35 protein-coding genes are annotated in these 24,147 nt (G+C 57.5%); 32 read left to right on the forward strand and 3 right to left on the reverse strand.

Features of this window, described 5'->3' with window-relative positions:
- Nucleotides 1-144 precede the first annotated feature (144 nt).
- From rpsJ to bfr, 30 genes are all read left to right on the forward strand, one after another.
- Complete coding sequence (gene rpsJ / locus KCG88_RS28870) at nucleotides 145-456, forward strand: 30S ribosomal protein S10 (protein ID WP_003186070.1); 312 nt, start codon at nucleotides 145-147, stop codon at nucleotides 454-456.
- Between the two features lie 80 nt (nucleotides 457-536).
- Nucleotides 537-1,172: a 50S ribosomal protein L3 gene (rplC, locus tag KCG88_RS28875; RefSeq protein WP_007924205.1), complete on the forward strand. Its 636-nt coding sequence runs from the start codon at nucleotides 537-539 to the stop codon at nucleotides 1,170-1,172.
- Between the two features lie 12 nt (nucleotides 1,173-1,184).
- Nucleotides 1,185-1,787, forward strand: coding sequence for a 50S ribosomal protein L4 (rplD, locus tag KCG88_RS28880; protein ID WP_007924200.1), 603 nt, complete (start codon nucleotides 1,185-1,187; stop codon nucleotides 1,785-1,787).
- The gene (rplW, locus tag KCG88_RS28885) at nucleotides 1,784-2,083 is read left to right on the forward strand and encodes a 50S ribosomal protein L23 (protein ID WP_002555488.1); all 300 of its coding nucleotides are present in this window, start codon (nucleotides 1,784-1,786) and stop codon (nucleotides 2,081-2,083) included. Before rplD ends, rplW begins: the two co-directional genes overlap by 4 nt.
- Nucleotides 2,084-2,097: 14 nt before the next feature.
- Nucleotides 2,098-2,922, forward strand: coding sequence for a 50S ribosomal protein L2 (gene rplB / locus KCG88_RS28890; RefSeq protein WP_011063775.1), 825 nt, complete (start codon nucleotides 2,098-2,100; stop codon nucleotides 2,920-2,922).
- 16 nt (nucleotides 2,923-2,938) lie between these two features.
- Nucleotides 2,939-3,214, forward strand: coding sequence for a 30S ribosomal protein S19 (rpsS, locus tag KCG88_RS28895; protein WP_002555486.1), 276 nt, complete (start codon nucleotides 2,939-2,941; stop codon nucleotides 3,212-3,214).
- 13 nt (nucleotides 3,215-3,227) lie between these two features.
- Nucleotides 3,228-3,560: a 50S ribosomal protein L22 gene (rplV, locus tag KCG88_RS28900; RefSeq protein ID WP_003103908.1), complete on the forward strand. Its 333-nt coding sequence runs from the start codon at nucleotides 3,228-3,230 to the stop codon at nucleotides 3,558-3,560.
- Nucleotides 3,561-3,573: 13 nt separating this feature from the next.
- Nucleotides 3,574-4,260: a 30S ribosomal protein S3 gene (gene rpsC, locus KCG88_RS28905; protein WP_007924192.1), complete on the forward strand. Its 687-nt coding sequence runs from the start codon at nucleotides 3,574-3,576 to the stop codon at nucleotides 4,258-4,260.
- A 12-nt stretch (nucleotides 4,261-4,272) separates the two neighbouring features.
- A complete protein-coding gene (gene rplP / locus KCG88_RS28910; RefSeq protein ID WP_003228729.1) occupies nucleotides 4,273-4,686 on the forward strand; it encodes a 50S ribosomal protein L16 in 414 nt (137 codons plus the stop codon).
- A complete protein-coding gene (gene rpmC, locus KCG88_RS28915; RefSeq protein WP_002555481.1) occupies nucleotides 4,686-4,877 on the forward strand; it encodes a 50S ribosomal protein L29 in 192 nt (63 codons plus the stop codon). The genes rplP and rpmC overlap by 1 nt, the downstream gene beginning before the upstream one ends.
- A gap of 2 nt (nucleotides 4,878-4,879) precedes the next feature.
- On the forward strand, nucleotides 4,880-5,146 hold the full coding sequence (gene rpsQ / locus KCG88_RS28920) for a 30S ribosomal protein S17 (RefSeq protein WP_003194644.1): 267 nt from the start codon (nucleotides 4,880-4,882) through the stop codon (nucleotides 5,144-5,146).
- A 23-nt stretch (nucleotides 5,147-5,169) separates the two neighbouring features.
- Nucleotides 5,170-5,538 carry a 50S ribosomal protein L14 gene (gene rplN / locus KCG88_RS28925; protein WP_011063774.1) on the forward strand — a complete coding sequence of 123 codons (369 nt, stop codon included), beginning with the start codon at nucleotides 5,170-5,172 and terminating at the stop codon, nucleotides 5,536-5,538.
- An 11-nt stretch (nucleotides 5,539-5,549) separates the two neighbouring features.
- Nucleotides 5,550-5,864 (forward strand): 50S ribosomal protein L24, encoded by a 315-nt coding sequence (rplX, locus tag KCG88_RS28930; RefSeq protein WP_010443924.1) that lies wholly within the window; start codon nucleotides 5,550-5,552, stop codon nucleotides 5,862-5,864.
- A gap of 20 nt (nucleotides 5,865-5,884) precedes the next feature.
- Nucleotides 5,885-6,424 carry a 50S ribosomal protein L5 gene (gene rplE, locus KCG88_RS28935; protein ID WP_003210069.1) on the forward strand — a complete coding sequence of 180 codons (540 nt, stop codon included), beginning with the start codon at nucleotides 5,885-5,887 and terminating at the stop codon, nucleotides 6,422-6,424.
- Between the two features lie 13 nt (nucleotides 6,425-6,437).
- Nucleotides 6,438-6,743 (forward strand): 30S ribosomal protein S14, encoded by a 306-nt coding sequence (gene rpsN, locus KCG88_RS28940; protein WP_003228726.1) that lies wholly within the window; start codon nucleotides 6,438-6,440, stop codon nucleotides 6,741-6,743.
- Nucleotides 6,744-6,950: 207 nt separating this feature from the next.
- Entirely contained in the window at nucleotides 6,951-7,343 is a 393-nt protein-coding gene (gene rpsH, locus KCG88_RS28945; protein ID WP_011063773.1) for a 30S ribosomal protein S8, read from the forward strand.
- A gap of 12 nt (nucleotides 7,344-7,355) precedes the next feature.
- On the forward strand, nucleotides 7,356-7,889 hold the full coding sequence (gene rplF, locus KCG88_RS28950) for a 50S ribosomal protein L6 (protein ID WP_007924185.1): 534 nt from the start codon (nucleotides 7,356-7,358) through the stop codon (nucleotides 7,887-7,889).
- A 10-nt stretch (nucleotides 7,890-7,899) separates the two neighbouring features.
- A complete protein-coding gene (rplR, locus tag KCG88_RS28955) occupies nucleotides 7,900-8,250 on the forward strand; it encodes a 50S ribosomal protein L18 (RefSeq protein WP_003186037.1) in 351 nt (116 codons plus the stop codon).
- Nucleotides 8,251-8,253: 3 nt separating this feature from the next.
- Nucleotides 8,254-8,754: a 30S ribosomal protein S5 gene (gene rpsE, locus KCG88_RS28960; RefSeq protein ID WP_007924184.1), complete on the forward strand. Its 501-nt coding sequence runs from the start codon at nucleotides 8,254-8,256 to the stop codon at nucleotides 8,752-8,754.
- Between the two features lie 2 nt (nucleotides 8,755-8,756).
- Nucleotides 8,757-8,933 carry a 50S ribosomal protein L30 gene (rpmD, locus tag KCG88_RS28965; RefSeq protein WP_003176408.1) on the forward strand — a complete coding sequence of 59 codons (177 nt, stop codon included), beginning with the start codon at nucleotides 8,757-8,759 and terminating at the stop codon, nucleotides 8,931-8,933.
- Nucleotides 8,934-8,936: 3 nt separating this feature from the next.
- Nucleotides 8,937-9,371 carry a 50S ribosomal protein L15 gene (gene rplO / locus KCG88_RS28970; protein WP_007924183.1) on the forward strand — a complete coding sequence of 145 codons (435 nt, stop codon included), beginning with the start codon at nucleotides 8,937-8,939 and terminating at the stop codon, nucleotides 9,369-9,371.
- Nucleotides 9,372-10,700, forward strand: a complete 1,329-nt coding sequence (secY, locus tag KCG88_RS28975; RefSeq protein ID WP_003210064.1) for a preprotein translocase subunit SecY — start codon at nucleotides 9,372-9,374, stop codon at nucleotides 10,698-10,700.
- 24 nt (nucleotides 10,701-10,724) lie between these two features.
- Nucleotides 10,725-10,841 carry a 50S ribosomal protein L36 gene (rpmJ, locus tag KCG88_RS28980; protein ID WP_002555468.1) on the forward strand — a complete coding sequence of 39 codons (117 nt, stop codon included), beginning with the start codon at nucleotides 10,725-10,727 and terminating at the stop codon, nucleotides 10,839-10,841.
- 130 nt (nucleotides 10,842-10,971) lie between these two features.
- A complete protein-coding gene (gene rpsM / locus KCG88_RS28985) occupies nucleotides 10,972-11,328 on the forward strand; it encodes a 30S ribosomal protein S13 (protein WP_003186020.1) in 357 nt (118 codons plus the stop codon).
- Nucleotides 11,329-11,358: 30 nt separating this feature from the next.
- Nucleotides 11,359-11,748, forward strand: coding sequence for a 30S ribosomal protein S11 (rpsK, locus tag KCG88_RS28990; protein ID WP_007924177.1), 390 nt, complete (start codon nucleotides 11,359-11,361; stop codon nucleotides 11,746-11,748).
- A gap of 18 nt (nucleotides 11,749-11,766) precedes the next feature.
- Entirely contained in the window at nucleotides 11,767-12,387 is a 621-nt protein-coding gene (gene rpsD, locus KCG88_RS28995) for a 30S ribosomal protein S4 (protein ID WP_210713634.1), read from the forward strand.
- A 22-nt stretch (nucleotides 12,388-12,409) separates the two neighbouring features.
- Complete coding sequence (rpoA, locus tag KCG88_RS29000) at nucleotides 12,410-13,411, forward strand: DNA-directed RNA polymerase subunit alpha (RefSeq protein WP_007970428.1); 1,002 nt, start codon at nucleotides 12,410-12,412, stop codon at nucleotides 13,409-13,411.
- 42 nt (nucleotides 13,412-13,453) lie between these two features.
- A complete protein-coding gene (gene rplQ, locus KCG88_RS29005; RefSeq protein ID WP_007924175.1) occupies nucleotides 13,454-13,840 on the forward strand; it encodes a 50S ribosomal protein L17 in 387 nt (128 codons plus the stop codon).
- 176 nt (nucleotides 13,841-14,016) lie between these two features.
- On the forward strand, nucleotides 14,017-15,465 hold the full coding sequence (locus KCG88_RS29010; protein ID WP_210713635.1) for a catalase: 1,449 nt from the start codon (nucleotides 14,017-14,019) through the stop codon (nucleotides 15,463-15,465).
- A gap of 155 nt (nucleotides 15,466-15,620) precedes the next feature.
- Nucleotides 15,621-16,085, forward strand: coding sequence for a bacterioferritin (bfr, locus tag KCG88_RS29015; protein WP_210713636.1), 465 nt, complete (start codon nucleotides 15,621-15,623; stop codon nucleotides 16,083-16,085).
- 118 nt (nucleotides 16,086-16,203) lie between these two features.
- Here the strand turns inward: bfr and uvrA are convergent, their stop codons facing one another.
- On the reverse strand, nucleotides 16,204-19,038 hold the full coding sequence (uvrA, locus tag KCG88_RS29020) for an excinuclease ABC subunit UvrA (RefSeq protein ID WP_047289536.1): 2,835 nt from the start codon (nucleotides 19,036-19,038) through the stop codon (nucleotides 16,204-16,206).
- Nucleotides 19,039-19,216: 178 nt separating this feature from the next.
- Between uvrA and KCG88_RS29025 the strand changes: the two genes are divergently transcribed.
- Nucleotides 19,217-20,611 (forward strand): MFS transporter, encoded by a 1,395-nt coding sequence (locus KCG88_RS29025; protein ID WP_011063768.1) that lies wholly within the window; start codon nucleotides 19,217-19,219, stop codon nucleotides 20,609-20,611.
- 9 nt (nucleotides 20,612-20,620) lie between these two features.
- Nucleotides 20,621-21,130 (forward strand): single-stranded DNA-binding protein, encoded by a 510-nt coding sequence (locus KCG88_RS29030; protein WP_011063767.1) that lies wholly within the window; start codon nucleotides 20,621-20,623, stop codon nucleotides 21,128-21,130.
- A gap of 71 nt (nucleotides 21,131-21,201) precedes the next feature.
- Here KCG88_RS29030 and KCG88_RS29035 read toward each other — a convergent pair whose 3' ends face one another.
- Entirely contained in the window at nucleotides 21,202-22,254 is a 1,053-nt protein-coding gene (locus KCG88_RS29035) for a hypothetical protein (RefSeq protein ID WP_210713637.1), read from the reverse strand.
- A 32-nt stretch (nucleotides 22,255-22,286) separates the two neighbouring features.
- Complete coding sequence (locus KCG88_RS29040; RefSeq protein ID WP_210713638.1) at nucleotides 22,287-24,146, reverse strand: hypothetical protein; 1,860 nt, start codon at nucleotides 24,144-24,146, stop codon at nucleotides 22,287-22,289.
- Nucleotide 24,147 lies beyond the last annotated feature (1 nt).

A 24,147-nucleotide genomic window follows, 5' to 3' on the forward strand; every position in this document is an offset into this window, starting at 1 on the left:
GTAATCGACGACTCATGAAGAAGCCCCCGCTTGCGGGGGCTTTTTTATTGGGTTGACACTCTGTGGGGCCGTCTATAGAATTGCGCCTCCTTTTAACGGGCGTATTGCGCCCGGTGGGAATAGCAGCCTGGAGTCTGAAATCCAATGCAAAATCAGCAAATCCGTATCAGGTTGAAGGCTTTCGACCATCGCCTGATCGACCAATCCACCCAGGAAATCGTGGAAACCGCGAAACGTACTGGTGCTCAAGTGCGTGGTCCAATTCCACTGCCTACCCGTAAAGAGCGGTTCACCGTTCTGGTCTCCCCGCACGTCAACAAGGACGCGCGTGACCAGTACGAGATCCGTACTCATAAGCGCGTACTGGACATCGTCCAGCCAACGGATAAAACCGTTGATGCTCTTATGAAGCTTGATCTTGCGGCAGGTGTGGAAGTGCAGATCAGCCTCGGCTAAGACTCGGTCTTAGTCGTGTAACGCTCTGAAATGGGCGGCCATAGCGGGTGAAAGCCCCGTACACTCATGAGGTTTACAACATGACTATTGGTGTAGTCGGTCGTAAATGCGGTATGACCCGTATTTTCACCGAAGAAGGTGTCTCCATTCCGGTCACGGTCATTGAGATCGAGCCGAATCGCGTCACCCAGTTCAAAACTGAAGAAACCGATGGCTATCGTGCAGTGCAAGTCACTGTAGGTGAGCGTCGTGCTTCGCGCGTGACTGCTGCTCAAGCAGGTCACTTCGCTAAAGCGAACGTTGCTGCCGGTCGTGGTGTTTGGGAATTCCGTCTTGAAGAAGGCGAGTACCAAGCTGGCGATCTGATCAATGCAGAAATCTTCGCTGCTGGCCAGCTGGTAGACGTTACCGGTCAGTCGAAAGGTAAAGGCTTCGCCGGTACCATCAAGCGTTGGAATTTCCGCGGTCAAGATAACACCCACGGTAACTCCGTTTCCCACCGCGTCCCGGGCTCTATTGGCCAGTGCCAGACTCCTGGTCGTGTATTCAAGGGCAAAAAAATGTCCGGTCATATGGGCGCTGAGCGCGTGACCGTGCAGTCCCTGGAAGTAGTGCGCGTCGACGCTGAACGCAATCTGTTGTTGGTCAAGGGTGCTGTTCCTGGCGCTACTGGCGGCAACCTGGTTGTACGTCCGGCGGCCAAGGCTCGCGGTTAAGGGGAAGCTGACATGCAATTAAATGTAAATGACGCTCAAGCGATCGAAGTTTCCGAACTGACATTTGGCGGCGAATTCAACGAGACGCTGGTTCACCAAGCAGTCGTGGCCTACATGGCCGGCGGCCGTCAAGGTAGCAAGCAGCAAAAGACCCGTTCCGACGTTTCCGGTGGCGGCAAGCGCCCATGGCGTCAGAAAGGTACTGGCCGTGCTCGTGCCGGTACTATCCGTAGCCCAATCTGGCGTGGCGGCGGTACCACTTTCGCAGCTCGTCCTCAGGATCACTCCCAGAAGCTGAACAAGAAGATGTACCGCGCAGCAATGCGTTCCATCCTTGCTGAGCTGGTGCGTACTGATCGTCTGGTCGTGGTTCAGGATTTCGCTGTTGAAACTCCGAAAACCAAAGATCTGCTGGGCAAACTGAACAACATGAGCCTGACCGACGTTCTGATCGTGTCGGACGCTGTTGATCAGAACCTGTACCTGGCTGCTCGTAACCTGCCACACGTTGATGTTCGTGACGTGCAAGGTTCCGATCCAGTTAGTCTGATCGCATACGACAAAGTGTTGATCACTGTGTCGGCCGTGAAGAAATTCGAGGAGCTGCTGGGATGAACCAGGAACGCGTATTTAAAGTTCTGCTTGGCCCGCACGTTTCCGAGAAGGCTACGGTTCTGGCAGACAAGAAAGGCCAGTTCGTTTTCAAGGTTGCTACTGACGCAACCAAGCTGGAAATCAAGAAGGCCGTCGAAAGCCTGTTCAGCGTGAAAGTGGAACGCGTTACTACCCTGAACGTTCTGGGTAAGAGCAAGCGTACCGCTCGCGGTCTGGGCAAGCGTAATGACTGGAAGAAGGCAGTTATCTCCCTTCAGCCAGGCCAAGATCTCGATTTCAGCAGCAGTGCTGAGTAAGGAAGGGGTGCATCATGGCAATCGTTAAATGCAAACCGACTTCCCCTGGCCGCCGTTTTGTGGTCAAGGTGGTCAACCAGGAGCTGCATAAAGGCGCTCCTCACGCACCGCTGCTCGAGAAGAAATCGAAGTCTGGTGGTCGTAACAACAATGGCCGCATTACCACTCGTCACGTTGGTGGTGGTCATAAGCAGCATTACCGTCTGGTCGACTTCCGTCGCAACGACAAAGATGGCATCGCTGCCACTGTCGAGCGTATCGAATACGATCCAAACCGTACTGCTCACATCGCTCTGCTGCTGTACGCAGATGGCGAGCGTCGCTACATCATCGCCCCTAAAGGCGTGAGCGCTGGCGACCAGCTGATCGCAGGTGCTCTGGCGCCGATCAAGCCGGGCAACGCTCTGCAACTGCGCAACATTCCAGTTGGTAGCACCGTACACGGCATCGAACTGAAGCCAGGTAAAGGCGCGCAAATCGCTCGTTCGGCTGGTGCTTCGGCTCAGCTGGTCGCTCGTGAAGGTGTCTACGTGACCCTGCGTCTGCGTTCTGGTGAGATGCGTAAAGTGCTGGCTGAATGCCGTGCGACCCTGGGCGAAGTCTCGAACTCCGAGCACAGCCTGCGTTCGCTGGGTAAAGCTGGTGCCAAACGCTGGCGTGGCGTTCGCCCAACCGTTCGTGGTGTTGCCATGAACCCGGTTGACCACCCACATGGTGGTGGTGAAGGTCGTACCTCTGGTGGTCGTCATCCGGTATCGCCATGGGGCTTCCCGACTAAGGGCGCGAAGACTCGTGGTAATAAGCGTACCGACAAAATGATCGTCCGTCGTCGCAAGTAAATAGAGGGATACGACAGTGCCACGTTCTCTGAAAAAAGGTCCTTTTATTGATCTTCACCTACTGAAGAAGATCGAAGTGGCGGCGGAAAAGAACGATCGCAAACCAGTTAAGACCTGGTCGCGCCGTTCCATGATCCTGCCACAAATGGTCGGTCTGACCATTGCTGTGCATAACGGTCGTCAGCATGTTCCAGTTCTCGTGAACGAAGACATGGTCGGCCACAAACTGGGCGAGTTCGCCGGTACCCGTACATATCGCGGGCACGTGGCTGACAAGAAAGCCAAGCGTTAAGGGGTAAGGAATGATGGAAGTAGCCGCTAAGTTGTCGGGCGCTCGAATCTCCGCCCAGAAAGCCCGCTTGGTCGCCGACCAGATCCGCGGGAAGAAGGTGGGCGAAGCGCTCAACCTGTTGGCTTTCAGCAGTAAGAAAGCCGCCGAGATCATGAAGAAAGTGCTGGAGTCGGCCGTAGCCAACGCCGAGCATAACGAAGGCGCAGACGTTGATGACCTGAAGGTCTCCACCGTTTTCGTCAACGAAGGGCGTTCGCTGAAGCGCATCATGCCACGTGCCAAAGGCCGTGCTGATCGCATCGTCAAGCGGTCTTGCCATATCACTGTCAAGGTTGCTGACAAGTAACGGAGTCGAAGAGATGGGTCAGAAAGTACATCCCATTGGCATTCGCCTGGGAATCGTCAAGGAGCACACCTCCGTCTGGTACGCAGACGGTCGGACTTATGCGGACTATTTGCTCGCAGATCTGAATGTGCGTGAGTATCTCCAAGACAAACTAAAAAGCGCGTCCGTAAGCCGTATCGATATCCATCGTCCGGCTCAAACTGCACGCATCACCATCCACACCGCTCGTCCCGGCATCGTGATCGGCAAGAAAGGTGAAGATGTTGAGAAGCTGCGTCAGGACCTGACCAAGCAAATGGGTGTGCCTGTGCACATCAATATCGAAGAGATCCGCAAGCCGGAGCTCGACGGTATGCTGGTTGCGCAGAGCGTAGCTCAGCAGCTGGAGCGTCGCGTAATGTTCCGTCGTGCTATGAAGCGCGCCGTACAGAACGCCATGCGCATTGGTGCCAAAGGCATCAAAATCCAAGTGAGCGGTCGTCTCGGCGGTGCTGAAATCGCACGTACTGAATGGTATCGCGAAGGTCGTGTGCCACTGCACACCCTGCGTGCCGATATCGACTATGCCACCTACGAAGCTCACACCACTTACGGTGTGATCGGTGTGAAGGTTTGGATCTTCAAAGGCGAAGTAATTGGTGGTCGCCAAGAAGAGCTGAAGCCGCAAGCACCTGCGCCTCGTAAAAAAGCTGCTAAGTAAGGGGTACGCCAAATGTTGCAACCAAAGCGTACGAAGTTCCGCAAGCAAATGACCGGCCACAACCGTGGTCTGGCATTGCGCGGTAGCAAAGTCAGCTTCGGCGAGTTCGCGCTGAAGTCTGTTGCTCGTGGTCGTCTCACCGCTCGTCAGATCGAGTCAGCGCGTCGTGCTCTGACCCGTCACGTAAAACGTGGTGGCAAGATCTGGATCCGTGTATTCCCGGACAAGCCTATTTCCAAAAAGCCTCTCGAAGTTCGGATGGGTAAAGGTAAGGGTAACGTCGAATACTGGGTAGCCCAGATTCAGCCAGGCAAAGTCCTGTATGAAATCGAGGGTGTTTCTGAAGAGCTGGCGCGTGAGGCTTTCGCCCTGGCTGCTGCAAAGCTGCCGCTCGCCACCTCCTTTGTTAAACGGACGGTGATGTGATGAAAGCGAATGAACTTCGTGAAAAATCCGCACAGCAGCTGAACGAGCAACTGCTCGGCCTGCTGCGCGACCAGTTCAATCTGCGTATGCAGAAAGCAACTGGCCAGTTGGGGCAGTCTCATCTGCTCTCGCAAGTTAAGCGTGACATCGCTCGCGTGAAGACTGTGCTCAACCAGCAGGCAGGTAAGTAATCATGGCTGAAGCCGAAAAAACTGTCCGTACGCTGACTGGCCGTGTTGTCAGCGACAAGATGGACAAGACCATCACCGTTCTGATCGAGCGTCGCGTTAAGCACCCTATCTACGGTAAATACGTTAAGCGTTCGACTAAGCTGCACGCGCACGACGAAACCAATCAGTGCCACATCGGCGACAAAGTCACTATTCGTGAAACTCGTCCGATGGCCAAGACCAAGTCTTGGGCCCTGGTTGATGTTCTCGAACGCGCTGTGGAAGTCTAAGGGCTAGGGGTCGGAGAAATTATATGATTCAGACTCAATCCATGCTCGATGTGGCCGATAACAGCGGCGCTCGCCGCGTTATGTGCATCAAGGTGCTGGGTGGCTCCCATCGTCGTTACGCTGGTATCGGTGACATCATCAAAGTTACCGTCAAGGAAGCAATTCCTCGCGGCAAGGTGAAAAAAGGCCAAGTGATGACTGCTGTTGTAGTCCGCACTCGCCATGGTGTTCGTCGCGCAGACGGCTCCATCATCCGCTTTGATGGCAACGCTGCTGTTCTGTTGAACAACAAGCAAGAGCCGATCGGCACCCGTATCTTTGGGCCAGTGACCCGTGAACTTCGCAACGAGAAGTTCATGAAGATCGTCTCGCTCGCCCCAGAAGTGCTGTAAGGAGATCCGACATGCAAAAGATTCGTCGTGACGACGAGATCATCGTGATCGCCGGCAAAGACAAAGGTAAGCGCGGTAAGGTGCTTAAGGTTCTGGCTGACGACCGTCTGGTCGTCGGTGGCCTGAACCTGGTCAAGCGTCATACCAAGCCTAACCCGATGTCGGGCGTACAGGGCGGTATCGTCGAGAAAGAAGCGCCACTGCACGCTTCCAACGTCGCCATTTTCAACAGCGAAACCAACAAGGCTGACCGCGTTGGTTTCAAAGTAGAAGATGGCAAAAAAATTCGTGTCTTCAAGTCGACCCAAAAAGCGGTTGATGCTTGAACACTGCTAGGTAGAAGACCATGGCACGACTAAAAGAGATTTACCGGAAGGAAATCGCTCCGAAACTTAAGGAAGAGCTTAAGCTTTCGAACGTGATGGAAGTTCCGCGCGTTACCAAAATCACCCTGAACATGGGTCTGGGCGAAGCAATCGGCGACAAAAAAGTCATCGAGCATGCTGTTGCTGACCTGGAAAAGATCACCGGCCAGAAAGTCGTTGTGACCTACGCTCGTAAATCCATCGCTGGCTTCAAAGTCCGCGAAGGATGGCCGATCGGCGTCAAAGTGACCCTGCGCCGTGAGCGTATGTACGAGTTCCTGGATCGTCTGCTGTCGATCTCCCTGCCTCGGGTTCGCGACTTCCGCGGCCTGAATGCCAAGTCCTTCGATGGTCGTGGCAACTACAGCATGGGCGTTAAAGAGCAGATCATTTTCCCGGAAATCGATTACGACAAGATCGATGCTCTCCGCGGTCTGGACATTACCCTGACCACCACTGCTAAGAACGATGACGAAGGCCGCGCTCTGCTGCGTGCTTTCAAATTCCCGTTCCGCAACTGATTGGAGTAGGAAAATGGCCAAGAAGAGCATGAAAAACCGTGAGCTGAAGCGTCAGCTCACCGTTGCCAAGTACGCCACCAAGCGTGCAGCGCTGAAAGCTATCATCGTGGATCTGAACGCAAGTCCAGAAGCTCGTTGGGAAGCTACCGTAGCTCTGCAGAAGCAGCCACGTGATGCAAGCGCTTCGCGCATGCGTAACCGCTGCCGCCTGACTGGTCGTCCGCACGGCGTTTACCGCAAGTTCGGCCTGGGCCGTAACAAGCTGCGTGAAGCTGCAATGCGTGGTGACGTACCAGGTCTGGTTAAAGCCAGCTGGTAATAGCTATCAAAGTCTCGGTGTTCGGGCTCGCAAGATCCCGATCACCGGTGGCCTTGAACGTGAATCAAGCCCCTTTTGGGGCTTGATTCATTTCTGGGGTGTGTCTAGAATGACCGGCTCGCCTGAGCCCGTGTTTTTTGCCCGGAATTTCTCGGCGACAGTTGTAGCCGCAAGGCTAATTCTTTTTGTATCAGGAGCATCTAGCCCATGAGTATGCAGGACCCGTTAGCGGACATGCTAACTCGAATCCGTAATGCCCAGATGGCTGAAAAGTCCGTCGTAAGCATGCCGTCTTCCACGCTGAAGGTGGCTGTAGCAAAAGTCCTGAAGGACGAAGGTTACATCGCGGGTTATCAGATCAGCAGCGAAATCAAACCTCTGCTGTCCATCGAGCTGAAGTACTTCGAAGGCCGTCCGGTTATCGAAGAAGTGAAGCGCGTTAGCCGTCCAGGCCTGCGTCAGTACAAGTCCGTTGAAGAACTGCCGAAAGTACGTGGCGGTCTTGGCGTGTCTATCGTCTCCACCAACAAAGGTGTGATGACTGATCGTGCTGCGCGCGCTGCCGGTGTCGGCGGCGAAGTTCTTTGCACTGTGTTCTAAGGGGGGATAAGCATGTCTCGCGTCGCTAAGAACCCCGTTAAGCTGCCAGCTGGTGTCGAAGTTAAATTCGCCGGCCAACAGCTTTCGGTGAAGGGTGCCAAGGGCACTCTCGAACTGAACGTACACTCGTCCGTTGAAATTGTTCAGGAAGCTGGTGAGCTGCGTTTCGCTGCTCGCAACGGCGACCAACAAACTCGCGCAATGGCCGGTACCACTCGTGCTCTGGTAAACAACATGGTCCAAGGCGTAAGCCAAGGCTTCGAGCGCAAGCTCCAGCTGGTCGGTGTTGGTTACAAGGCACAGGCAAAAGGCACAGTGCTGAACCTGGCCCTCGGCTTCTCGCATCCAGTGGATTACGAACTGCCGGAAGGCATCACCGCTGAGACTCCTAGCCAGACCGATATCCTGATCAAGGGCATCGATAAGCAGCTGGTAGGTCAAGTGGCCGCTGAGATCCGCGACTTCCGTCCACCAGAGCCTTACAAAGGCAAAGGTGTGCGCTACGCGGACGAAGTCGTCCGTCGTAAAGAAGCCAAGAAGAAGTAGGGCATAGCAAATGACCGACAAAAAAGTTACTCGACTGCGTCGCGCTCGCAAAGCACGCCTGAAAATGCACGAACTCGAAGTCGTGCGTCTCTGCGTGTTCCGCTCTTCGCAGCACATCTACGCCCAGGTCATTTCGGCCGACGGCAACAAAGTCCTGGCAAGTGCCTCGACTTTGGATAAAGAACTGCGTGATGGCGCCACTGGCAACATCGACGCGGCCACTAAGGTTGGCCAGCTGGTCGCTACGCGTGCTAAAGCCGCTGGCGTCTCGCAGGTGGCTTTCGACCGCTCTGGCTTCAAGTACCACGGCCGCGTCAAGGCGCTGGCTGATGCTGCTCGTGAAGCTGGGCTGGAGTTCTAAGTTATGTCAAATAACGACCAAAAGCGCGACGAAGGCTACATCGAGAAGCTGGTTCAAGTTAACCGCGTAGCCAAAACCGTAAAAGGCGGCCGTATCTTCACTTTCACCGCGTTGACCGTGGTTGGTGATGGTAAGGGCCGTGTTGGCTTCGGCCGTGGCAAGTCGCGTGAAGTGCCTGCTGCGATCCAGAAGGCAATGGAAGCTGCTCGCCGCAACATGATCCAAGTTGACCTGAACGGCACCACTCTGCAGTACGCAATGAAGTCCGCCCACGGCGCTTCCAAGGTGTACATGCAGCCTGCTTCTGAAGGTACCGGTATCATCGCTGGCGGCGCTATGCGTGCTGTCCTCGAGGTAGCTGGCGTTCAGAACGTTCTGGCCAAGTGCTACGGCTCGACTAACCCAGTAAACGTGGTTCACGCCACTTTCAAGGGTTTGAAAGCAATGCAGTCCCCTGAATCCATTGCCGCCAAGCGTGGCAAAAGCGTCCAGGAGATCATCTGATCATGGCTACCGTAAAAGTAACGCTGATCAAAAGCATGACCGGCCGTATCCCTAACCACAAACTGTGCGTTAAGGGTCTGGGTCTGCGTCGCATCGGTCACACTGTAGAAGTCCAGGATACTCCCGAGAATCGCGGGATGATCAACAAGGCTTACTACATGCTGCGTGTCGAGGGTTAATCGATGAAACTCAATGATCTGAGTCCAGCGCCGGGTTCCCGTCGCGAAAAGCATCGTCCGGGCCGTGGTATCGGTAGTGGTTTGGGTAAGACTGGTGGCCGTGGTCACAAAGGTCAGACTTCCCGCTCCGGTGGCACCATTGCTCCAGGCTTTGAAGGCGGTCAACAGCCGCTGCATCGTCGCCTGCCGAAGTTCGGTTTCGTTTCCCTGAAGGCCATGGATCGCGCAGAAGTGCGTCTGTCCGAGCTGGCTAAAGTGGAAGGCGACATCGTCACCGTGCAGTCCCTGAAAGATGCCAACGTGATTAACCAAAACGTTCAGCGTGTGAAAATCATGCTGTCCGGCGAAGTTACTCGCGCTGTGACCATCAAGGGTATCGCCGCCACCAAAGGTGCGCGTGCGGCTATCGAAGCAGCTGGCGGCAAGTTCGAGGAATAAATGGCTAAGCAAGGTGCTCTCTCTGCGCTCGGCAAAGGCGGTATGTCTGAACTTTGGGCTCGTCTGCGTTTTCTGTTCTTGGCGATTATCGTCTACCGAATAGGCGCACACATCCCGGTTCCAGGTATTAACCCTGACCGACTCGCAGACCTGTTTCGACAGAATGAGGGGACCATTCTTAGCTTGTTCAACATGTTTTCCGGCGGCGCGCTGGAACGGATGAGCATCTTTGCACTGGGGATCATGCCGTATATCTCGGCATCGATCATCATGCAGCTGATGACAGCCGTCAGCCCGCAGTTGGAGCAGTTGAAGAAGGAAGGTGAAGCTGGCCGTCGCAAGATCAGCCAGTACACCCGCTACGGCACTGTCATCCTGGCCCTGGTTCAAGCTATCGGCATGTCCGTTGGCTTGGCAGGTCAGGGTGTTGCGTTCACTGGTGACTTTGGCTTCCATTTCGTCGCGGTATCCACTTTTGTGGCTGGTGCGATGTTCATGATGTGGCTGGGTGAGCAGATTACTGAGCGTGGTGTTGGCAACGGTATCTCGATGTTGATTTTCGCAGGTATCGTCGCCGGTCTTCCGAGAGCGATCGGGCAGTCTTTCGAGTCTGCGCGTCAGGGTGATATCAACATTTTTGCCCTGGTTGCGATCGGTTTGCTGGCAGTAGCGATTATCGGTTTTGTGGTGTTCATTGAGCGTGGTCAGCGTCGTATTGCTGTTCATTACGCCAAGCGTCAGCAGGGCCGCAAGGTATTTGCTGCGCAGACCAGCCACTTGCCGCTGAAAGTGAATATGGCCGGTGTTATTCCTGCTATCTTCGCGAGCAGCATTTTGCTGTTTCCGGCTTCGTTGGGTGCCTGGTTCGGTCAGTCTGAAGGTATGGGCTGGTTGCAGGACATCTCGCAGTCGATCGCTCCTGGTCAGCCGTTGAATATTCTGCTGTTTAGTGCAGGGATTATTTTCTTCTGCTTCTTCTATACGGCGTTGATGTTCAATCCGAAAGACGTAGCGGAAAACCTGAAGAAGTCCGGTGCCTTTATTCCGGGCATCCGTCCAGGTGAGCAGTCGGCGCGCTACATTGATGGCGTTCTGACTCGTTTGACCATGTTCGGTGCTCTATATATGACGGCCGTCTGCCTGTTGCCCCAGTTCCTGGTGGTTGCTGCAAACGTTCCGTTCTACCTTGGCGGGACCTCGTTGCTGATCGTGGTCGTGGTTGTTATGGACTTTATGTCGCAAGTACAATCGCACCTCGTTTCCCACCAGTACGAATCCCTGATGAAGAAAGCCAACCTGAAGGGTTACGGCAGCGGCATGCTGCGCTAATCCATAAGGTTCGAGGAGTTGGTGATGAAAGTTCGTGCATCGGTGAAAAAGCTGTGCCGTAACTGCAAGATTATTCGCCGCGAAGGTGTTGTTCGAGTAATTTGCAGCGCGGAACCGCGTCACAAACAGCGCCAAGGCTGAGTGTGATTGTGCTTCAAGCCCGGCAGCTAGTGCGCTGCCGGGTTGATTATTTGTTATTACAGCGATATTATCTCGCGCCCTATTTCTTGGCTTCCGGGGCGTAGGTAGCTGTCAATTGGAGTCCCACTGAATGGCCCGTATTGCAGGCGTTAACATTCCAGATAACAAGCATACTGTTATCTCGCTGACCTACATCTATGGTGTTGGTCGCACTACTGCGCAGAAAATCTGCGCGGTGACTGGGGTCAACCCAGCTGCGAAGATCAAGGATCTGAGCGACGAGCAAATTGAACAGCTGCGTGGCGAAGTGGCGAAGTTCACCACTGAAGGTGACCTGCGTCGCGAAATCAACATGAAAATCAAACGCTTGATGGATCTGGGCTGCTACCGCGGTCTGCGCCATCGTCGTGGTCTTCCAGTGCGCGGTCAGCGTACCAAGACCAACGCGCGTACTCGCAAAGGTCCGCGTAAGCCGATCCGCAAGTAATCGCACCAGCGAATCGACAGGAATTTAGTCATGGCAAAACCTGCTGCTCGTCCTCGTAAAAAGATTAAAAAGACAGTGGTTGATGGCATCGCCCACATCCACGCGTCTTTCAACAACACCATCGTGACCATCACCGACCGTCAAGGTAACGCTCTTTCCTGGGCAACCTCCGGTGGTTCGGGTTTCCGCGGTTCTCGCAAGTCCACCCCGTTCGCTGCTCAAGTAGCTGCTGAGCGTGCTGGTCAAGCTGCGCTGGAATATGGCCTGAAAAACCTCGACGTCAACGTCAAGGGTCCAGGTCCAGGTCGTGAATCCGCAGTCCGCGCTTTGAACGGCTGTGGCTACAAGATCGCCAGCATCACCGACGTGACGCCAATCCCGCACAACGGGTGCCGTCCGCCGAAGAAGCGCCGCGTGTAATCCAGGAGATTGTAAAGAATGGCTCGTTACATTGGTCCAAAATGCAAACTGGCTCGTCGCGAAGGCACCGATCTCTTCCTGAAGAGCGGCGTGCGCGCTATCGAATCCAAGTGCAACATCGAAGCAGCTCCTGGCATCCACGGCCAGCGTCGCGGTCGTCAATCCGACTACGGCACCCAGCTGCGTGAAAAGCAAAAAGTTCGTCGTATCTACGGCGTACTCGAGCGTCAATTCAGCGGCTACTACAAACAAGCAGCTGGCAAGAAGGGCGCAACCGGCGAAAACCTGTTGCAACTGCTCGAATGCCGTCTGGACAACGTTGTGTACCGCATGGGCTTCGGTTCTACTCGTGCCGAATCCCGTCAGCTGGTATCGCATAAGTCGATCAGCGTAAACGGTCAGACCGTTAACGTTCCGTCCTACCAGGTTCGTGCTGGTGACGTGGTCTCTGTTCGCGAGAAAGCAAAAAACCAACTTCGCATTGTCCAAGCTCTCGATCTGTGTGCTCAACGTGGCCGCGTAGAATGGGTAGAAGTAGACACTGAGAAGAAGTCGGGCGTTTTCAAGAACGTTCCAGCTCGCAGTGATCTGTCCGCCGACATCAACGAAAGCCTGATTGTCGAGCTCTACTCCAAGTAAGGGCTAGAAAATAGGTGCATCCATGCAGATTTCGGTAAATGAGTTCCTGACACCCCGCCACATTGATGTGCAGGTTGTCAGTCCAACCCGCGCCAAGATCACCCTCGAGCCTCTCGAGCGTGGTTTTGGCCACACCCTGGGCAACGCGCTGCGCCGCATCCTGTTGTCCTCAATGCCCGGCTGTGCAGTAGTCGAGGCCGAGATTGACGGTGTGCTCCACGAGTACAGCGCCATCGAAGGTGTACAGGAAGACGTAATTGAAATCCTGTTGAACCTTAAAGGTCTGGCTATCAAGCTGCACGGCCGTGACGAAGTTACGCTGACCTTGTCGAAGAAGGGTTCGGGGGTGGTTACCGCTGCCGATATTCAGCTGGATCATGATGTCGAGATCGTTAATCCCGATCACGTAATCGCTAACCTGGCGTCTAACGGCGCCCTGAACATGAAGCTCGTAGTAGCTCGTGGTCGTGGTTATGAACCGGCCGACTCGCGTCAGAGCGATGAAGACGAAAGCCGCAGCATTGGTCGCTTGCAGCTCGACTCTTCGTTCAGCCCGGTTCGCCGTATCGCATACGTGGTGGAAAACGCCCGTGTCGAGCAGCGTACTAACCTGGACAAGCTGGTTATTGATCTGGAAACCAACGGTACTCTGGATCCTGAAGAGGCTATCCGTCGTGCTGCAACCATCCTGCAACAGCAGTTGGCTGCGTTCGTCGACCTCAAGGGTGACAGTGAGCCAGTGGTAGTCGAGCAGGAAGACGAGATCGATCCGATCCTGCTTCGCCCGGTTGACGATCTGGAACTGACTGTACGTTCGGCTAACTGCCTTAAGGCGGAAAACATTTACTACATCGGCGACCTGATTCAGCGTACCGAAGTAGAACTGTTGAAGACTCCGAACCTGGGCAAGAAATCCTTGACTGAAATCAAGGACGTTCTGGCCTCCCGCGGTCTGTCCCTCGGCATGCGCCTCGACAACTGGCCGCCTGCAAGTCTTAAGAAGGACGACAAGGCGACTGCCTGATCGTCGTAATCACCGAACGTTGTGTTTGGTAAGGAATGAACCATGCGTCATCGTAAAAGTGGGCGTCACCTGAGCCGCACCAGCTCGCACCGCAAGGCCATGTTCCAGAACATGGCGGTGTCGCTGTTCGAGCACGAGCTGATCAAAACTACACTGCCGAAAGCTAAAGAACTGCGCCGCGTTGCCGAGCCGCTGATCACTTTGGCCAAGACAGACAGCCTGGCTAACCGCCGTCTGGCTTTCGACCGTACTCGTTCGAAAGCTATCGTTGGTAAGCTCTTCAACGACCTGGGCAAGCGCTACGCTACCCGTGAGGGTGGCTACCTGCGCATCCTCAAGTGCGGTTTCCGCGCTGGCGACAACGCTCCTATGGCGTACGTTGAACTGGTTGATCGTGCTGTCGGCGGTGAAGCTGTATCCGCTGAGTAAGACGTCAGTCTGAAACAAGGAACCGGGCCTAGTGCCCGGTTTTTTGTGCCTGCATATATTGGATATTTCTATCGTTAGCTAATGTGTAATGCATTGGATCTTGTAACACTGGTGGTCAATACTCTTTGTCAGCCGATTAGCCGGCAGTTTCACAGACTGACAGAGGAAGATTGAGCATGAGCCAGACCAAAACTCTTACTACCGCAAGTGGCGCTCCTGTCGCTGATAACCAGAACTCTCGTTCCGCCGGCCCTCGGGGCCCTCTGCTTCTCGACGATTTTCACCTGATCGAAAAGCTCGCCCATTTCAACCGCGAGAATATTCCCGAGCGTCGCGTGCACGCCAAAGGTTCGGGTGCGTATGGCACTTTCACCGTTTCTCGCGATATCACCGAATACACCAGCGCCAAGCTGTTCGAGGCGGTAGGCAAGAAGACCCCGACCTTCCTGCGTTTTTCCACGGTCGGCGGCGAGCGTGGTTCGGCGGACACCGAGCGTGACCCACGCGGCTTTGCCCTCAAGTTCTACACCGAAGAGGGCAACTGGGACATCGTAGGGAACAACACCCCGGTGTTCTTCATTCGCGACCCGCTGAAGTTTCCCGACTTTATCCACACCCAGAAGCGCCTGCCCCAGAGCAATCTGAAAAGTGCCCAGATGATGTGGGATTTCTGGTCCCATTCGCCCGAGGCGCTGCACCAGGTGACCATTCTGTTTTCCGATCGGGGCATTCCAGATGGCTACCGCCACATGCATGGCTTTGGCAGCCACACCTACAGCCTGATCAACGCCAAGGGTGAGCGGCACTGGGTCAAGTGGCACTACAAGACCAAGCAGGGCATCAAGAACTTGGCACCGGCTGACGCAGCGCGCCTGGCCGGTACCGATCCTGATTACGCCCAGCGCGACCTGTTCAATGCGATCGAGCGCGGCGATTTTCCGAAATGGAGCGTGTGCATCCAGGTCATGACCGAAGCTCAAGCCGCCGCGCATTACGAGAACCCCTTCGATGTGACCAAGACCTGGTCGCAGAAAGAGTTCCCGCTGATCGAAGTGGGGGAGCTGGAGTTGAACCGCAACCCGCTGAATTACTTTGCAGAGGTCGAACAGGCTGCATTCGGGCCTAGCAACATGGTACCTGGGGTAGGCCTCTCGCCGGACCGCATGCTGCAGGGCCGGGTATTCGCATACGCCGATGCGCATCGCTACCGTGTGGGCACCAACCACCAACAGCTGCCGGTGAACGCTCCATTGAGCCCGGTGAACAGCTATCAGCGCGACGGCTCCATGGCTTTCGGTACCAATGGTGGTGCGGCGCCTAACTACGAGCCCAACAGCTATGGCGATGCGCCGAAGCAGGCTCCACGTTATGCCGAGCCGGCCCTGGCACTCAGCGGTGCTGCGGACCGCTACGATCATCGAGAAGACACCGACTACTACAGCCACGCTGGAGCGTTGTTCCGTCTGATGAGCGATGAGCAGAAGGCATTACTGATCAACAACATCGCGGGCGCCATGGCTGGGGTGACGGCTGATGTGGTTGATCGTCAGCTGCAACATTTCTACAAGGCTGACCCGGCTTACGGCGAAGGTATCGCCAAAGCTTTGGGCGTATCGCTCAAGTAAGTCTAAATAAGAAGCAGAACCGCCCTCATTAGGGCGGTTTTTGCGTTATTTCTACTGGTTTTCTCAGATATTCTTCACTTTTCTGGCTTTTTATAAGTGACCTGGAAGTCAGCTTGGTTCAAACTATCGGCTTTCAAGCAGGGAGATGTAGGGCGATGCAAGGTCACCCGGACGTAATCGATTACCTCAACACGTTGCTGACGGGCGAACTGGCAGCACGCGACCAATATTTCATTCATTCGCGGATGTACGAAGACTGGGGCTTTACCAAGCTCTACGAGCGTATCAACCATGAAATGGAAGAAGAGGCGCAACACGCCGATGCCCTGATACGCCGCATCCTGATGCTCGAAGGCACACCGCGCATGCGCCCCGATGATCTCGACACTGGGACCACCGTGCCGGAGATGCTGGCCAGCGACCTGCGCCTGGAATACAAGGTCCGCGCCGCGCTGTGCAAAGGCATCGAGCTGTGCGAGCTGCACAATGACTATGTCAGCCGTGACATTCTGCGTATTCAGCTGGCAGACACCGAAGAGGATCACACCTACTGGCTGGAGAAGCAGTTGGGCCTGATCAAATCCATCGGGTTGGAAAACTACCTACAGTCGCAGTTCTGACTGCAGAAGGGCGGTGATGCCGGTTCGCGAGCAAGCTTGCTCCTACGGTAGATGCGTCAAATCTGAGATGTAAAAAAGCCCCTGTCACCTCACGGTGACAGGGGCTTTTTCATCGGCCTCAGGCGCGGTCGCGGGTCAGCAACGGCTTGAGGTAGTGCCCAGTGTGGGATTGCGGCATGTCCGCAACCTGCTCCGGGGTGCCCACGGCAATGATCTGGCCGCCCTTGGAGCCGCCTTCCGGCCCCAGGTCCACCAGCCAGTCGGCGGTTTTGATCACATCCAGGTTGTGTTCGATCACCACCACGGTGTTGCCGTGGTCGCGCAGGCGGTGCAGTACGTCCAGCAACTGCTGGATATCCGCAAAGTGCAGGCCCGTGGTCGGCTCATCAAGGATATACAGGGTCTTGCCGGTGTCCCGCTTGGACAGCTCGCGAGACAACTTGACCCGCTGCGCTTCGCCGCCGGACAGGGTCGTCGCCGACTGCCCCAGCTTGATGTAGGACAGGCCTACATCCATCAGGGTCTGTAGCTTGCGCGCCAGGGCAGGCACCGGGTCGAAGAACTCCCGGGCTTCCTCGATGGTCATCTCCAGCACCTCGTGGATGCTCTTGCCCTTGTACTTGATTTCCAGGGTTTCGCGGTTGTAGCGCTTGCTCTTGCACACGTCGCAGGGCACGTAGATGTCCGGCAGGAAGTGCATTTCCACCTTGATCAGCCCATCGCCCTGGCAAGCCTCGCAGCGCCCACCCTTGACGTTGAAGGAAAAGCGCCCGGGCCCGTAGCCCCGGGAGCGTGACTCGGGTACCCCGGCGAACAGCTCGCGGATCGGGGTGAACAGCCCGGTGTAGGTCGCCGGGTTGGAGCGCGGAGTACGGCCGATCGGGCTCTGGTCGATATCCACTACCTTGTCCAGGTGCTGCAGGCCGTTGATGCTGTCGTGTGGCGCGGCTTCCAGGGTGGTGGCGCCATTCAGCGCAGTGGCGCTCAAGGGGAACAGGGTGTTGTTGATCAGGGTCGACTTGCCCGAGCCCGATACCCCAGTGACGCAGGTCAGCAGGCCGATGGGGATCTCCAGGTCGACATTGCGCAGGTTGTTGCCCCGAGCGCCCTTGAGGGTCAGGGAGAGCTTCTTGTTGCGCGGCGTACGCTTGGCCGGCACCACGATCTTCACCCGGCCCGAGAGGTATTTGCCGGTCAGGGAGTCCGGATGGGCCATGACCTCTGCGGCGGTGCCTTCGGCAACGATTCGCCCGCCGTGCACACCGGCCCCTGGGCCGATATCGACGACATAGTCGGCCAGGCGAATGGCGTCTTCATCGTGTTCTACCACTATCACGGTGTTGCCGATGTCGCGCAGATGTTTCAGGGTTCCCAGCAGGCGATCGTTGTCCCGTTGATGCAGGCCGATGGACGGCTCGTCGAGGATGTACATCACCCCCACCAGGCCGGCGCCGATCTGGCTGGCCAGGCGGATACGCTGGGCTTCGCCGCCGGACAGGGTGTCCGCGCTGCGGTCCAGGGTCAGGTAGTCGAGCCCGACGTTGACCAGGAACTGCAGGCGCTCGCGGATTTCCTTGAGGATCTTGTCGGCGATTTCGCCACGGCGCCCGGTGAGTTTCAGGGTGCCGAAATAATCGGTGGCGTCGCCGATGGGCAGGCTGGTGACTGCCGGCAGGGTTTTCTCGCCCACCCACACGTGCCGCGCTTCGCGACGCAGGCGGGTGCCACGGCAATCCGGGCAGGGCTGGGTGCTGAGGAACTTGGCCAGCTCTTCACGCACGGTGGCCGACTCGGTTTCCCGGTAGCGGCGTTCCAGATTCGGCACTATCCCTTCGAACGGGTGGGAGCGCTTGACGATGTCGCCCCGGTCGTTGAGGTACTTGAAATCGACGTTCTGGGTGCCGCTGCCGTGCAGGATGACCTTCTGCTGATCCGCCGGCAGTTGGTTGAACGGTACTTCCAGGCTGAAGCCGTAATGAGAGGCCAGCGAACCGAGCATCTGGAAGTAATAGACGTTGCGCCGGTCCCAGCCGCGTATCGCCCCTTCGGCCAGGGTCAGTTCGCCATTGACCAGGCGCTTGATGTCGAAGAACTGCTTGACCCCCAGACCGTCGCAGGTCGGGCAGGCACCGGCCGGGTTGTTGAAGGAGAACAGCTTGGGTTCCAGTTCGCTGATGGCATGGCCGCAGATCGGGCAGGCGAAGCGCGCGGAGAAGATCATCTCCTCTCCCGGCTCGTCGTCCATCGGCGCCACCAGGGCAATCCCGTCCGCCAGCTTCAAGGCGGTTTCAAAGGATTCGGCCAGGCGCTGCTGCAGGTCGGCGCGGACCTTGAAGCGGTCGACCACCACATCGATGGAGTGCTTCTTCTGTTTATCCAGCTTGGGCAGCTCGTCCAGCTCGAACAGCTTGCCGTTGACCCGGGCGCGAACGAAGCCCTGGGCTCGCAACTCTTCGAAGACCGACAGATGTTCGCCCTTGCGCTCGCGGATCACCGGGGCCAGCAGCATCAGCTTGCTGCCTTCGGGCTGGGCCAGCACCAGGTCGACCATCTGGCTGACGGTCTGGGCTTCCAGCGGGATGTCGTGGTCCGGGCAGCGTGGAGTACCGACGCGGGCATAGAGCAGGCGCAGGTAGTCGTAGATCTCGGTGATGGTGCCGACGGTGGAGCGCGGGTTGTGGGAGGTGGATTTCTGTTCGATGGAAATCGCCGGCGAGAGGCCTTCGATGGTGTCGACATCGGGCTTTTCCATCATCGACAGGAACTGTCGGGCATAGGCCGAGAGCGACTCGACATAGCGGCGCTGGCCTTCGGCATACAGCGTGTCGAAAGCCAGTGACGACTTGCCGGACCCAGACAGCCCGGTGATGACGATCAACTTGTCCCGCGGCAGGGTCAGGTCGATGTTCTTCAGGTTGTGGGTGCGGGCCCCACGAATCAGAATCTTGTCCAAAAGTGGCCTCGATCGGCGGGCGTAAAGGCAGGAGTATAAAACCAAACACTGGATGGATGCACACTATCGTTCGGCGCTTTTTTGATCGCTGGCATGGGCTGCGCGGCAAAGCGTCGCCATATACCCCCTCAATCGATCCGACTGGTAGAATCGCCGCCGGTTCACATGAGGTTTATCCATGCACGATCCCCACAACGAACGCATGAGTGGCAGCGAGACCCGCGCGGCAAGCGGGCTGGCCCTGGTGTTCGCCTTCCGTATGCTTGGCATGTTCATGGTACTGCCGGTCCTGGCGACCTATGGAATGGATCTCGCAGGAGCGACCCCGACCCTGATCGGGCTGGCGATTGGTGCCTATGGCCTGACCCAGGCAGTGTTCCAGATTCCCTTCGGGATCATTTCCGACCGTATCGGTCGTCGTCCGGTTATCTACCTGGGGTTGATCGTGTTCGCCCTGGGCAGTGTGCTGGCGGCCAACGCCGATTCGATCTGGGGGGTGATCGCTGGGCGTATCCTGCAGGGCGCCGGCGCAATTTCCGCGGCGGTGATGGCGCTGCTTTCCGACCTGACCCGCGAACAGCACCGGACCAAGGCCATGGCCATGATTGGCATGACCATCGGCCTGTCCTTTGCTGTGGCCATGGTGGTGGGCCCGCTGCTGACCCGCAGTTTCGGTCTTTCGGGGCTGTTCCTGGCCACCGGGGCCATGGCTCTGGTGGGCATTCTGATCATCGCCTTCATGGTGCCGCGTTCAACCGGGCCGCTGCAGCACCGGGAATCCGGAGTGGCGCGCCAGGCGCTGATCCCGACCCTCAAGCACCCCGATCTGCTGCGCCTGGATCTTGGTATCTTCGTGTTGCACGCGATGCTCATGTCGAGCTTCGTGGCCTTGCCCCTGGCGCTGGTGGAAAAAGCCGGCCTGCCCAAGGAGCAGCACTGGTGGGTCTACCTCACCGCACTGCTGATTTCGTTCTTCGCCATGATTCCGTTCATCATCTACGGCGAGAAGAAACGCAAAATGAAACGAGTTCTGTTGGGCGCGGTCAGTACGCTGCTGCTCACCGAGCTATTCTTCTGGGAGTTCGGCGACAGCCTGCGGGCGCTGGTGATTGGTACCGTGGTGTTTTTCACCGCGTTCAACCTGCTGGAAGCGTCCTTGCCGTCGCTGATCAGCAAGGTTTCGCCGGCAGGTGGTAAAGGAACGGCGATGGGGGTGTATTCCACCAGCCAGTTCCTTGGTTCGGCACTGGGCGGCATCCTAGGCGGCTGGTTGTTCCAGCATGGCGGTTTGTCGGCTGTGTTCCTTGGATGCGCAGTCCTGGCTGCACTCTGGCTGGCCTTTGCTGTTACCATGCGCGAGCCCCCGTATGTGACGAGCCTGCGCTTGCCGTTATCGCCCGAAGCGATCCGCGAAGCCGGCCTGGTCGAGCGCCTGAAGGCCGTTGTTGGGGTAACAGATGCCGTAGTGGTGGCCGAAGAGGCCGCCATTTACATCAAATTGGACACCGAATTATTGGATCGCACGACCCTCGAGCAACTGGTCAATCCAGCGCCGTCGGCGAGCGAAGCCTAGGAGAACGTTATGGCCCGTGGGGTTAACAAAGTCATATTGGTCGGCACTTGCGGCCAGGATCCCGAAGTTCGCTACCTGCCTAACGGTAACGCCGTGACCAACCTGAGTCTGGCCACCAGCGAGCAGTGGACCGACAAGCAGACCGGTCAGAAGGTCGAGCGCACCGAGTGGCACCGCGTGTCGATGTTCGGCAAGGTCGCGGAGATCGCCGGTGAATACCTGCGCAAAGGTTCGCAGGTCTACATCGAGGGCAAGCTGCAGACCCGCGAGTGGGAAAAAGACGGTATCAAGCGCTACACCACCGAAATCATCGTCGACATGCAGGGCACCATGCAGCTGCTGGGTGGCCGTCCACAGGGCGACCAGCAGGGCCAGGGCGGCATGTCCAATTCCGCACCGCGTCCTCAGCAGTCCCGTCCTGCTCCGCAGCCGCAGCGTGAGTCGCGTCCAGCGCCACAGCAGGCCGCTCCGCAGCCGGCTCCGGACTTCGACAGCTTCGATGACGATATTCCGTTCTGATCGCGTTGTTTCGCGTTCAGCATCGATGAAAAAGGGGCCCCGTATGGGGCCCCTTTTTTATGCCGGTAGACTTACAGCTCGACCCGGCGCAATCGTCCGCTCAGGGCAACCACCTGCTGATCCGCAGTGGGAATCGGCCGCCCACTCAGGCCCATGCCTTCACTCACCAGCACCGCGTCTCCGACGCAGCACAGGTTGGAAGGGGTATCCAGCCCCTTGGCCAGCACCTGCACACTGCGTTGCGGCAAATCACAGCGCAGCAGGCGGCCGCTGAAGCGGGCGAAGCCGCCGTGCAGCACTTCGCCGGACCACTCGGGCGGCAAGGGCTGCAATAGCCGGTCGCACAGCTCCAGCACCAGGATCTGGCCCTGGGCCGTGATCGCGAGCCCGGTGGGCAGTTGCAGCCCGCGAATCAGCACCTCGATCCTGCCGCTCTCGGGCCAGACCCGGATCACCTGGCCCGCCTTGTCGGCGAAGTCGATACCCATCCGCGCCGGGTCGCGGCGCAGCTCGCCGGAGAACAGGCTGATCAGCACGGCATCGGTCTGCGGCTCGTGCACCAGGGTCACCGGCACGGCTTCCTGGCCCTGATCCAGATCAGGCAGTTGCGCCAGGACCTGTTCGCCGCCTTCGGTGAATTCCACCAGTTGGTTGCTATCGGGCTTGACCGCCAGCCAGCTGCGGCGCGACGGGTGATAGCACAGCGAGTTGAGGTTGCCGCGACTGTGAAACAGGGGCTCGGGTGGGCTGTATTGCAGGTCCAAGAGCTTGGAACCGGCGACGTAGTCGGTTTGGCTGGCCAGGCAGAGCCCGCCGCCCAGGGCGATGTCCGACAGGCCCATGATTTCGTCGCGAAGCATGCGCGATTGCATGTTCATCGAACGAAAACCCTGGGCCAGGACCTGCGGTGGCAGATAAGCGCCCGGCTGTTCCGGGTCCGGGCGCAGGCGGCTGATGCGGCCACTGAATGGCTGGTCCGGCAGGCCTGAGCCGGCTTCCGCCAGCAGCAGGCTGCCATCGACTTGCAGGCAGAGGCCGCGGGGGTTCAGCAAGCCTTCGGCGACCACCTGGCTGGGGCGCAGGTTTTCCTGCGCTTGGCCGGGGATGAGAAATGCAATTGGCATACGGATTCTCCCTCGCGATTGGCGCGAACCCATCACTGCAGTGGCTGCCAGGGCTCATTGGTGAACCAGCACTTGAGCAAGGCTCTCTGGCTGGCGGACATCGAGCGCACCACCGGCATGTACAAGGTCGTGCCGAGGTATTGCGAGGAGGTGCGGGCCAGGATCATCTGGCGAGCCCCCCAGACCGCGTCCTGCTGATTGAGTGCGATGTAGCGGGACATGGCGGGGAAGGCCAGGTAGTGAAAACGCAGCACGTTCTTGTACACCTGGTCCCAGGTGACGGTGCTGCCCGGCGCGATCCCGAAATCGGTGATGGCGTATTTGCGCAGGTTGATGAAAAAACCGTTGGATTTTCCGTGCTCGACTGCGCAGGTCAAGGTGACAAATCCAGCCTGTGCTGCCGAGCCGGGCTTGAGGCTGACCTTGAAGCTCACGCTGGATTGGCCGGCCTTGACTGTTTGTCTGGGCTCGAACTCCAGGAAGTCCCAGAACTGAGGATCTTTGTAAGGGGCATCCGTGCTGCCGTTTGAGGGGCCGGAGCTGATGGTGATCACGGTGTCTTCGGTGACGGGTTGTCCATGCTGGCTCAAGTTCAGGGTGATCTCGAGGCCCTTGGGGTAATCCTCCAGATACAAATTGCGTTGATCGGACGTCAGGCGATAGGTCTGTTCAATGGCGTTGATATTGATCGGTTTGGGCTCGGGGTCGGAGGGGTAGTAGCGCGTCAGCGGTGCCTTGATGGCAATTGGCTCCTGATTGGCCAACTGGCGTTGTGTGGGCGTCAGCGGCAGGTCAAGGATGCCGCCATACACGTAGTAGTCCGACAGCGGAGTCTTGAGCGGATCCAGGGTCGTCAGTGTCGTCGAGCCAAGGTTGATCGAGACATCGCCGAAGTTCGCATTGGGGCCGATGGGCGAGGTGTTGTCGGTTCGAACGCTGCGAAACGCCTGCTTGGGAATGATATTGAGCATGTCGATGCTCAACAGATTGTTCTCGAGCACACTCGCGTAGCCTGCGCTACGTGACGATGGATTGATGAGCTGGCGCCCGCCGGTGACGATCAGTGGTTCTCCGGCAAAGGCCGGAGCCAGGGTGCCGACCACGCGGCCAATGCTTGGGTTGGAGGTGTACTGGTGGGCGGCGTAGTCGGCGTCCAGTTGCGCCGTGGTCATTTTCGGGCACATCTCGAACATGACGAAGCGCACGACGATGCCGGTCGCACCGGGGGCCTCGATGATGGAGCGCAGGAGCGGATTGTCCTTGTTGTAGCTGACGATCTGCTCGCGAGGAAAAGTGACCTGGAAGCTGCCGCTGATACGGTTGGACCCCGGTGCATCCAGCTCCGGGTCGAGAATCCGGATGGTCACGTCATAACTGCTGCACACCGTATTGCCCTTGACCAGCAACTGCGGGGGCGTGCTATTGCCGATCTGCAGGCCACCGAGAAAAATCTGCGAACTGATACTGCCGGTGGGGTCCAGGTCGACCATCATCGGCCCGGTCACTGGCGGGGCGCCGGTGATCGGGTCCGTCGAACCCAGCAGGTAGAAAGGTTCGCCGACGAGATCGCCCTGGGTGCTGATGTTGCCGGGCGTGCCCTGGGAACTGATGGCGACGCTGTCCAGGGTGACGACATGCTGCCCGTAGTGGTTCCAGCCACCGGCGGTGTAGTAGTGGCCTGTCGGCGCATTGATCATCTCGGTCAGTTGCTCGTCGCTGTAGACCTCGGCCTCGGGGTACAGGGTCGAGGTGGTCAGGTCGAAGAGTGAAAGTGTCTCTTTGCTGTGGGGATTTGTGGGGTCGCTGGGAATGGTGGGCGAGTTGTTGGGCAGGCTGACGTTGGCCTCGATCCCGCCCCAGAAGTTCAGCCGTGGGCCATTGAGAATACTCATG

Origin of the sequence: Pseudomonas sp. MWU349 (assembly GCF_017947325.1) — a bacterium.
Lineage (GTDB): Bacteria > Pseudomonadota > Gammaproteobacteria > Pseudomonadales > Pseudomonadaceae > Aquipseudomonas > Aquipseudomonas protegens.

What these genes read in the sequence shown, in the direction of transcription:
- rpsD (WP_210713634.1), top strand. Translation starts at nt 11,767, where the DNA reads ATGGCTCGTTACATTGGTCCAAAATGCAAACTGGCTCGTCGCGAAGGC.
- rplX (WP_010443924.1), top strand. Translation starts at nt 5,550, where the DNA reads ATGCAAAAGATTCGTCGTGACGACGAGATCATCGTGATCGCCGGCAAA.
- KCG88_RS29025 (WP_011063768.1), top strand. Translation starts at nt 19,217, where the DNA reads ATGCACGATCCCCACAACGAACGCATGAGTGGCAGCGAGACCCGCGCG.
- rpsJ (WP_003186070.1), top strand. Translation starts at nt 145, where the DNA reads ATGCAAAATCAGCAAATCCGTATCAGGTTGAAGGCTTTCGACCATCGC.
- rpsM (WP_003186020.1), top strand. Translation starts at nt 10,972, where the DNA reads ATGGCCCGTATTGCAGGCGTTAACATTCCAGATAACAAGCATACTGTT.
- rpsE (WP_007924184.1), top strand. Translation starts at nt 8,254, where the DNA reads ATGTCAAATAACGACCAAAAGCGCGACGAAGGCTACATCGAGAAGCTG.
- rplP (WP_003228729.1), top strand. Translation starts at nt 4,273, where the DNA reads ATGTTGCAACCAAAGCGTACGAAGTTCCGCAAGCAAATGACCGGCCAC.
- rpsH (WP_011063773.1), top strand. Translation starts at nt 6,951, where the DNA reads ATGAGTATGCAGGACCCGTTAGCGGACATGCTAACTCGAATCCGTAAT.
- rplW (WP_002555488.1), top strand. Translation starts at nt 1,784, where the DNA reads ATGAACCAGGAACGCGTATTTAAAGTTCTGCTTGGCCCGCACGTTTCC.
- rplC (WP_007924205.1), top strand. Translation starts at nt 537, where the DNA reads ATGACTATTGGTGTAGTCGGTCGTAAATGCGGTATGACCCGTATTTTC.
- rplR (WP_003186037.1), top strand. Translation starts at nt 7,900, where the DNA reads ATGACCGACAAAAAAGTTACTCGACTGCGTCGCGCTCGCAAAGCACGC.
- rpmJ (WP_002555468.1), top strand. Translation starts at nt 10,725, where the DNA reads ATGAAAGTTCGTGCATCGGTGAAAAAGCTGTGCCGTAACTGCAAGATT.
- rplN (WP_011063774.1), top strand. Translation starts at nt 5,170, where the DNA reads ATGATTCAGACTCAATCCATGCTCGATGTGGCCGATAACAGCGGCGCT.
- rplE (WP_003210069.1), top strand. Translation starts at nt 5,885, where the DNA reads ATGGCACGACTAAAAGAGATTTACCGGAAGGAAATCGCTCCGAAACTT.
- rpsN (WP_003228726.1), top strand. Translation starts at nt 6,438, where the DNA reads ATGGCCAAGAAGAGCATGAAAAACCGTGAGCTGAAGCGTCAGCTCACC.
- rplO (WP_007924183.1), top strand. Translation starts at nt 8,937, where the DNA reads ATGAAACTCAATGATCTGAGTCCAGCGCCGGGTTCCCGTCGCGAAAAG.
- secY (WP_003210064.1), top strand. Translation starts at nt 9,372, where the DNA reads ATGGCTAAGCAAGGTGCTCTCTCTGCGCTCGGCAAAGGCGGTATGTCT.
- rplD (WP_007924200.1), top strand. Translation starts at nt 1,185, where the DNA reads ATGCAATTAAATGTAAATGACGCTCAAGCGATCGAAGTTTCCGAACTG.
- KCG88_RS29030 (WP_011063767.1), top strand. Translation starts at nt 20,621, where the DNA reads ATGGCCCGTGGGGTTAACAAAGTCATATTGGTCGGCACTTGCGGCCAG.
- rplQ (WP_007924175.1), top strand. Translation starts at nt 13,454, where the DNA reads ATGCGTCATCGTAAAAGTGGGCGTCACCTGAGCCGCACCAGCTCGCAC.
- rpmD (WP_003176408.1), top strand. Translation starts at nt 8,757, where the DNA reads ATGGCTACCGTAAAAGTAACGCTGATCAAAAGCATGACCGGCCGTATC.
- KCG88_RS29040 (WP_210713638.1), bottom strand. Translation starts at nt 24,146, where the DNA reads ATGAGTATTCTCAATGGCCCACGGCTGAACTTCTGGGGCGGGATCGAG.
- rpsC (WP_007924192.1), top strand. Translation starts at nt 3,574, where the DNA reads ATGGGTCAGAAAGTACATCCCATTGGCATTCGCCTGGGAATCGTCAAG.
- KCG88_RS29035 (WP_210713637.1), bottom strand. Translation starts at nt 22,254, where the DNA reads ATGCCAATTGCATTTCTCATCCCCGGCCAAGCGCAGGAAAACCTGCGC.
- rplF (WP_007924185.1), top strand. Translation starts at nt 7,356, where the DNA reads ATGTCTCGCGTCGCTAAGAACCCCGTTAAGCTGCCAGCTGGTGTCGAA.
- rpsQ (WP_003194644.1), top strand. Translation starts at nt 4,880, where the DNA reads ATGGCTGAAGCCGAAAAAACTGTCCGTACGCTGACTGGCCGTGTTGTC.
- rpsK (WP_007924177.1), top strand. Translation starts at nt 11,359, where the DNA reads ATGGCAAAACCTGCTGCTCGTCCTCGTAAAAAGATTAAAAAGACAGTG.
- bfr (WP_210713636.1), top strand. Translation starts at nt 15,621, where the DNA reads ATGCAAGGTCACCCGGACGTAATCGATTACCTCAACACGTTGCTGACG.
- rplB (WP_011063775.1), top strand. Translation starts at nt 2,098, where the DNA reads ATGGCAATCGTTAAATGCAAACCGACTTCCCCTGGCCGCCGTTTTGTG.
- KCG88_RS29010 (WP_210713635.1), top strand. Translation starts at nt 14,017, where the DNA reads ATGAGCCAGACCAAAACTCTTACTACCGCAAGTGGCGCTCCTGTCGCT.
- rpoA (WP_007970428.1), top strand. Translation starts at nt 12,410, where the DNA reads ATGCAGATTTCGGTAAATGAGTTCCTGACACCCCGCCACATTGATGTG.
- rplV (WP_003103908.1), top strand. Translation starts at nt 3,228, where the DNA reads ATGGAAGTAGCCGCTAAGTTGTCGGGCGCTCGAATCTCCGCCCAGAAA.
- rpmC (WP_002555481.1), top strand. Translation starts at nt 4,686, where the DNA reads ATGAAAGCGAATGAACTTCGTGAAAAATCCGCACAGCAGCTGAACGAG.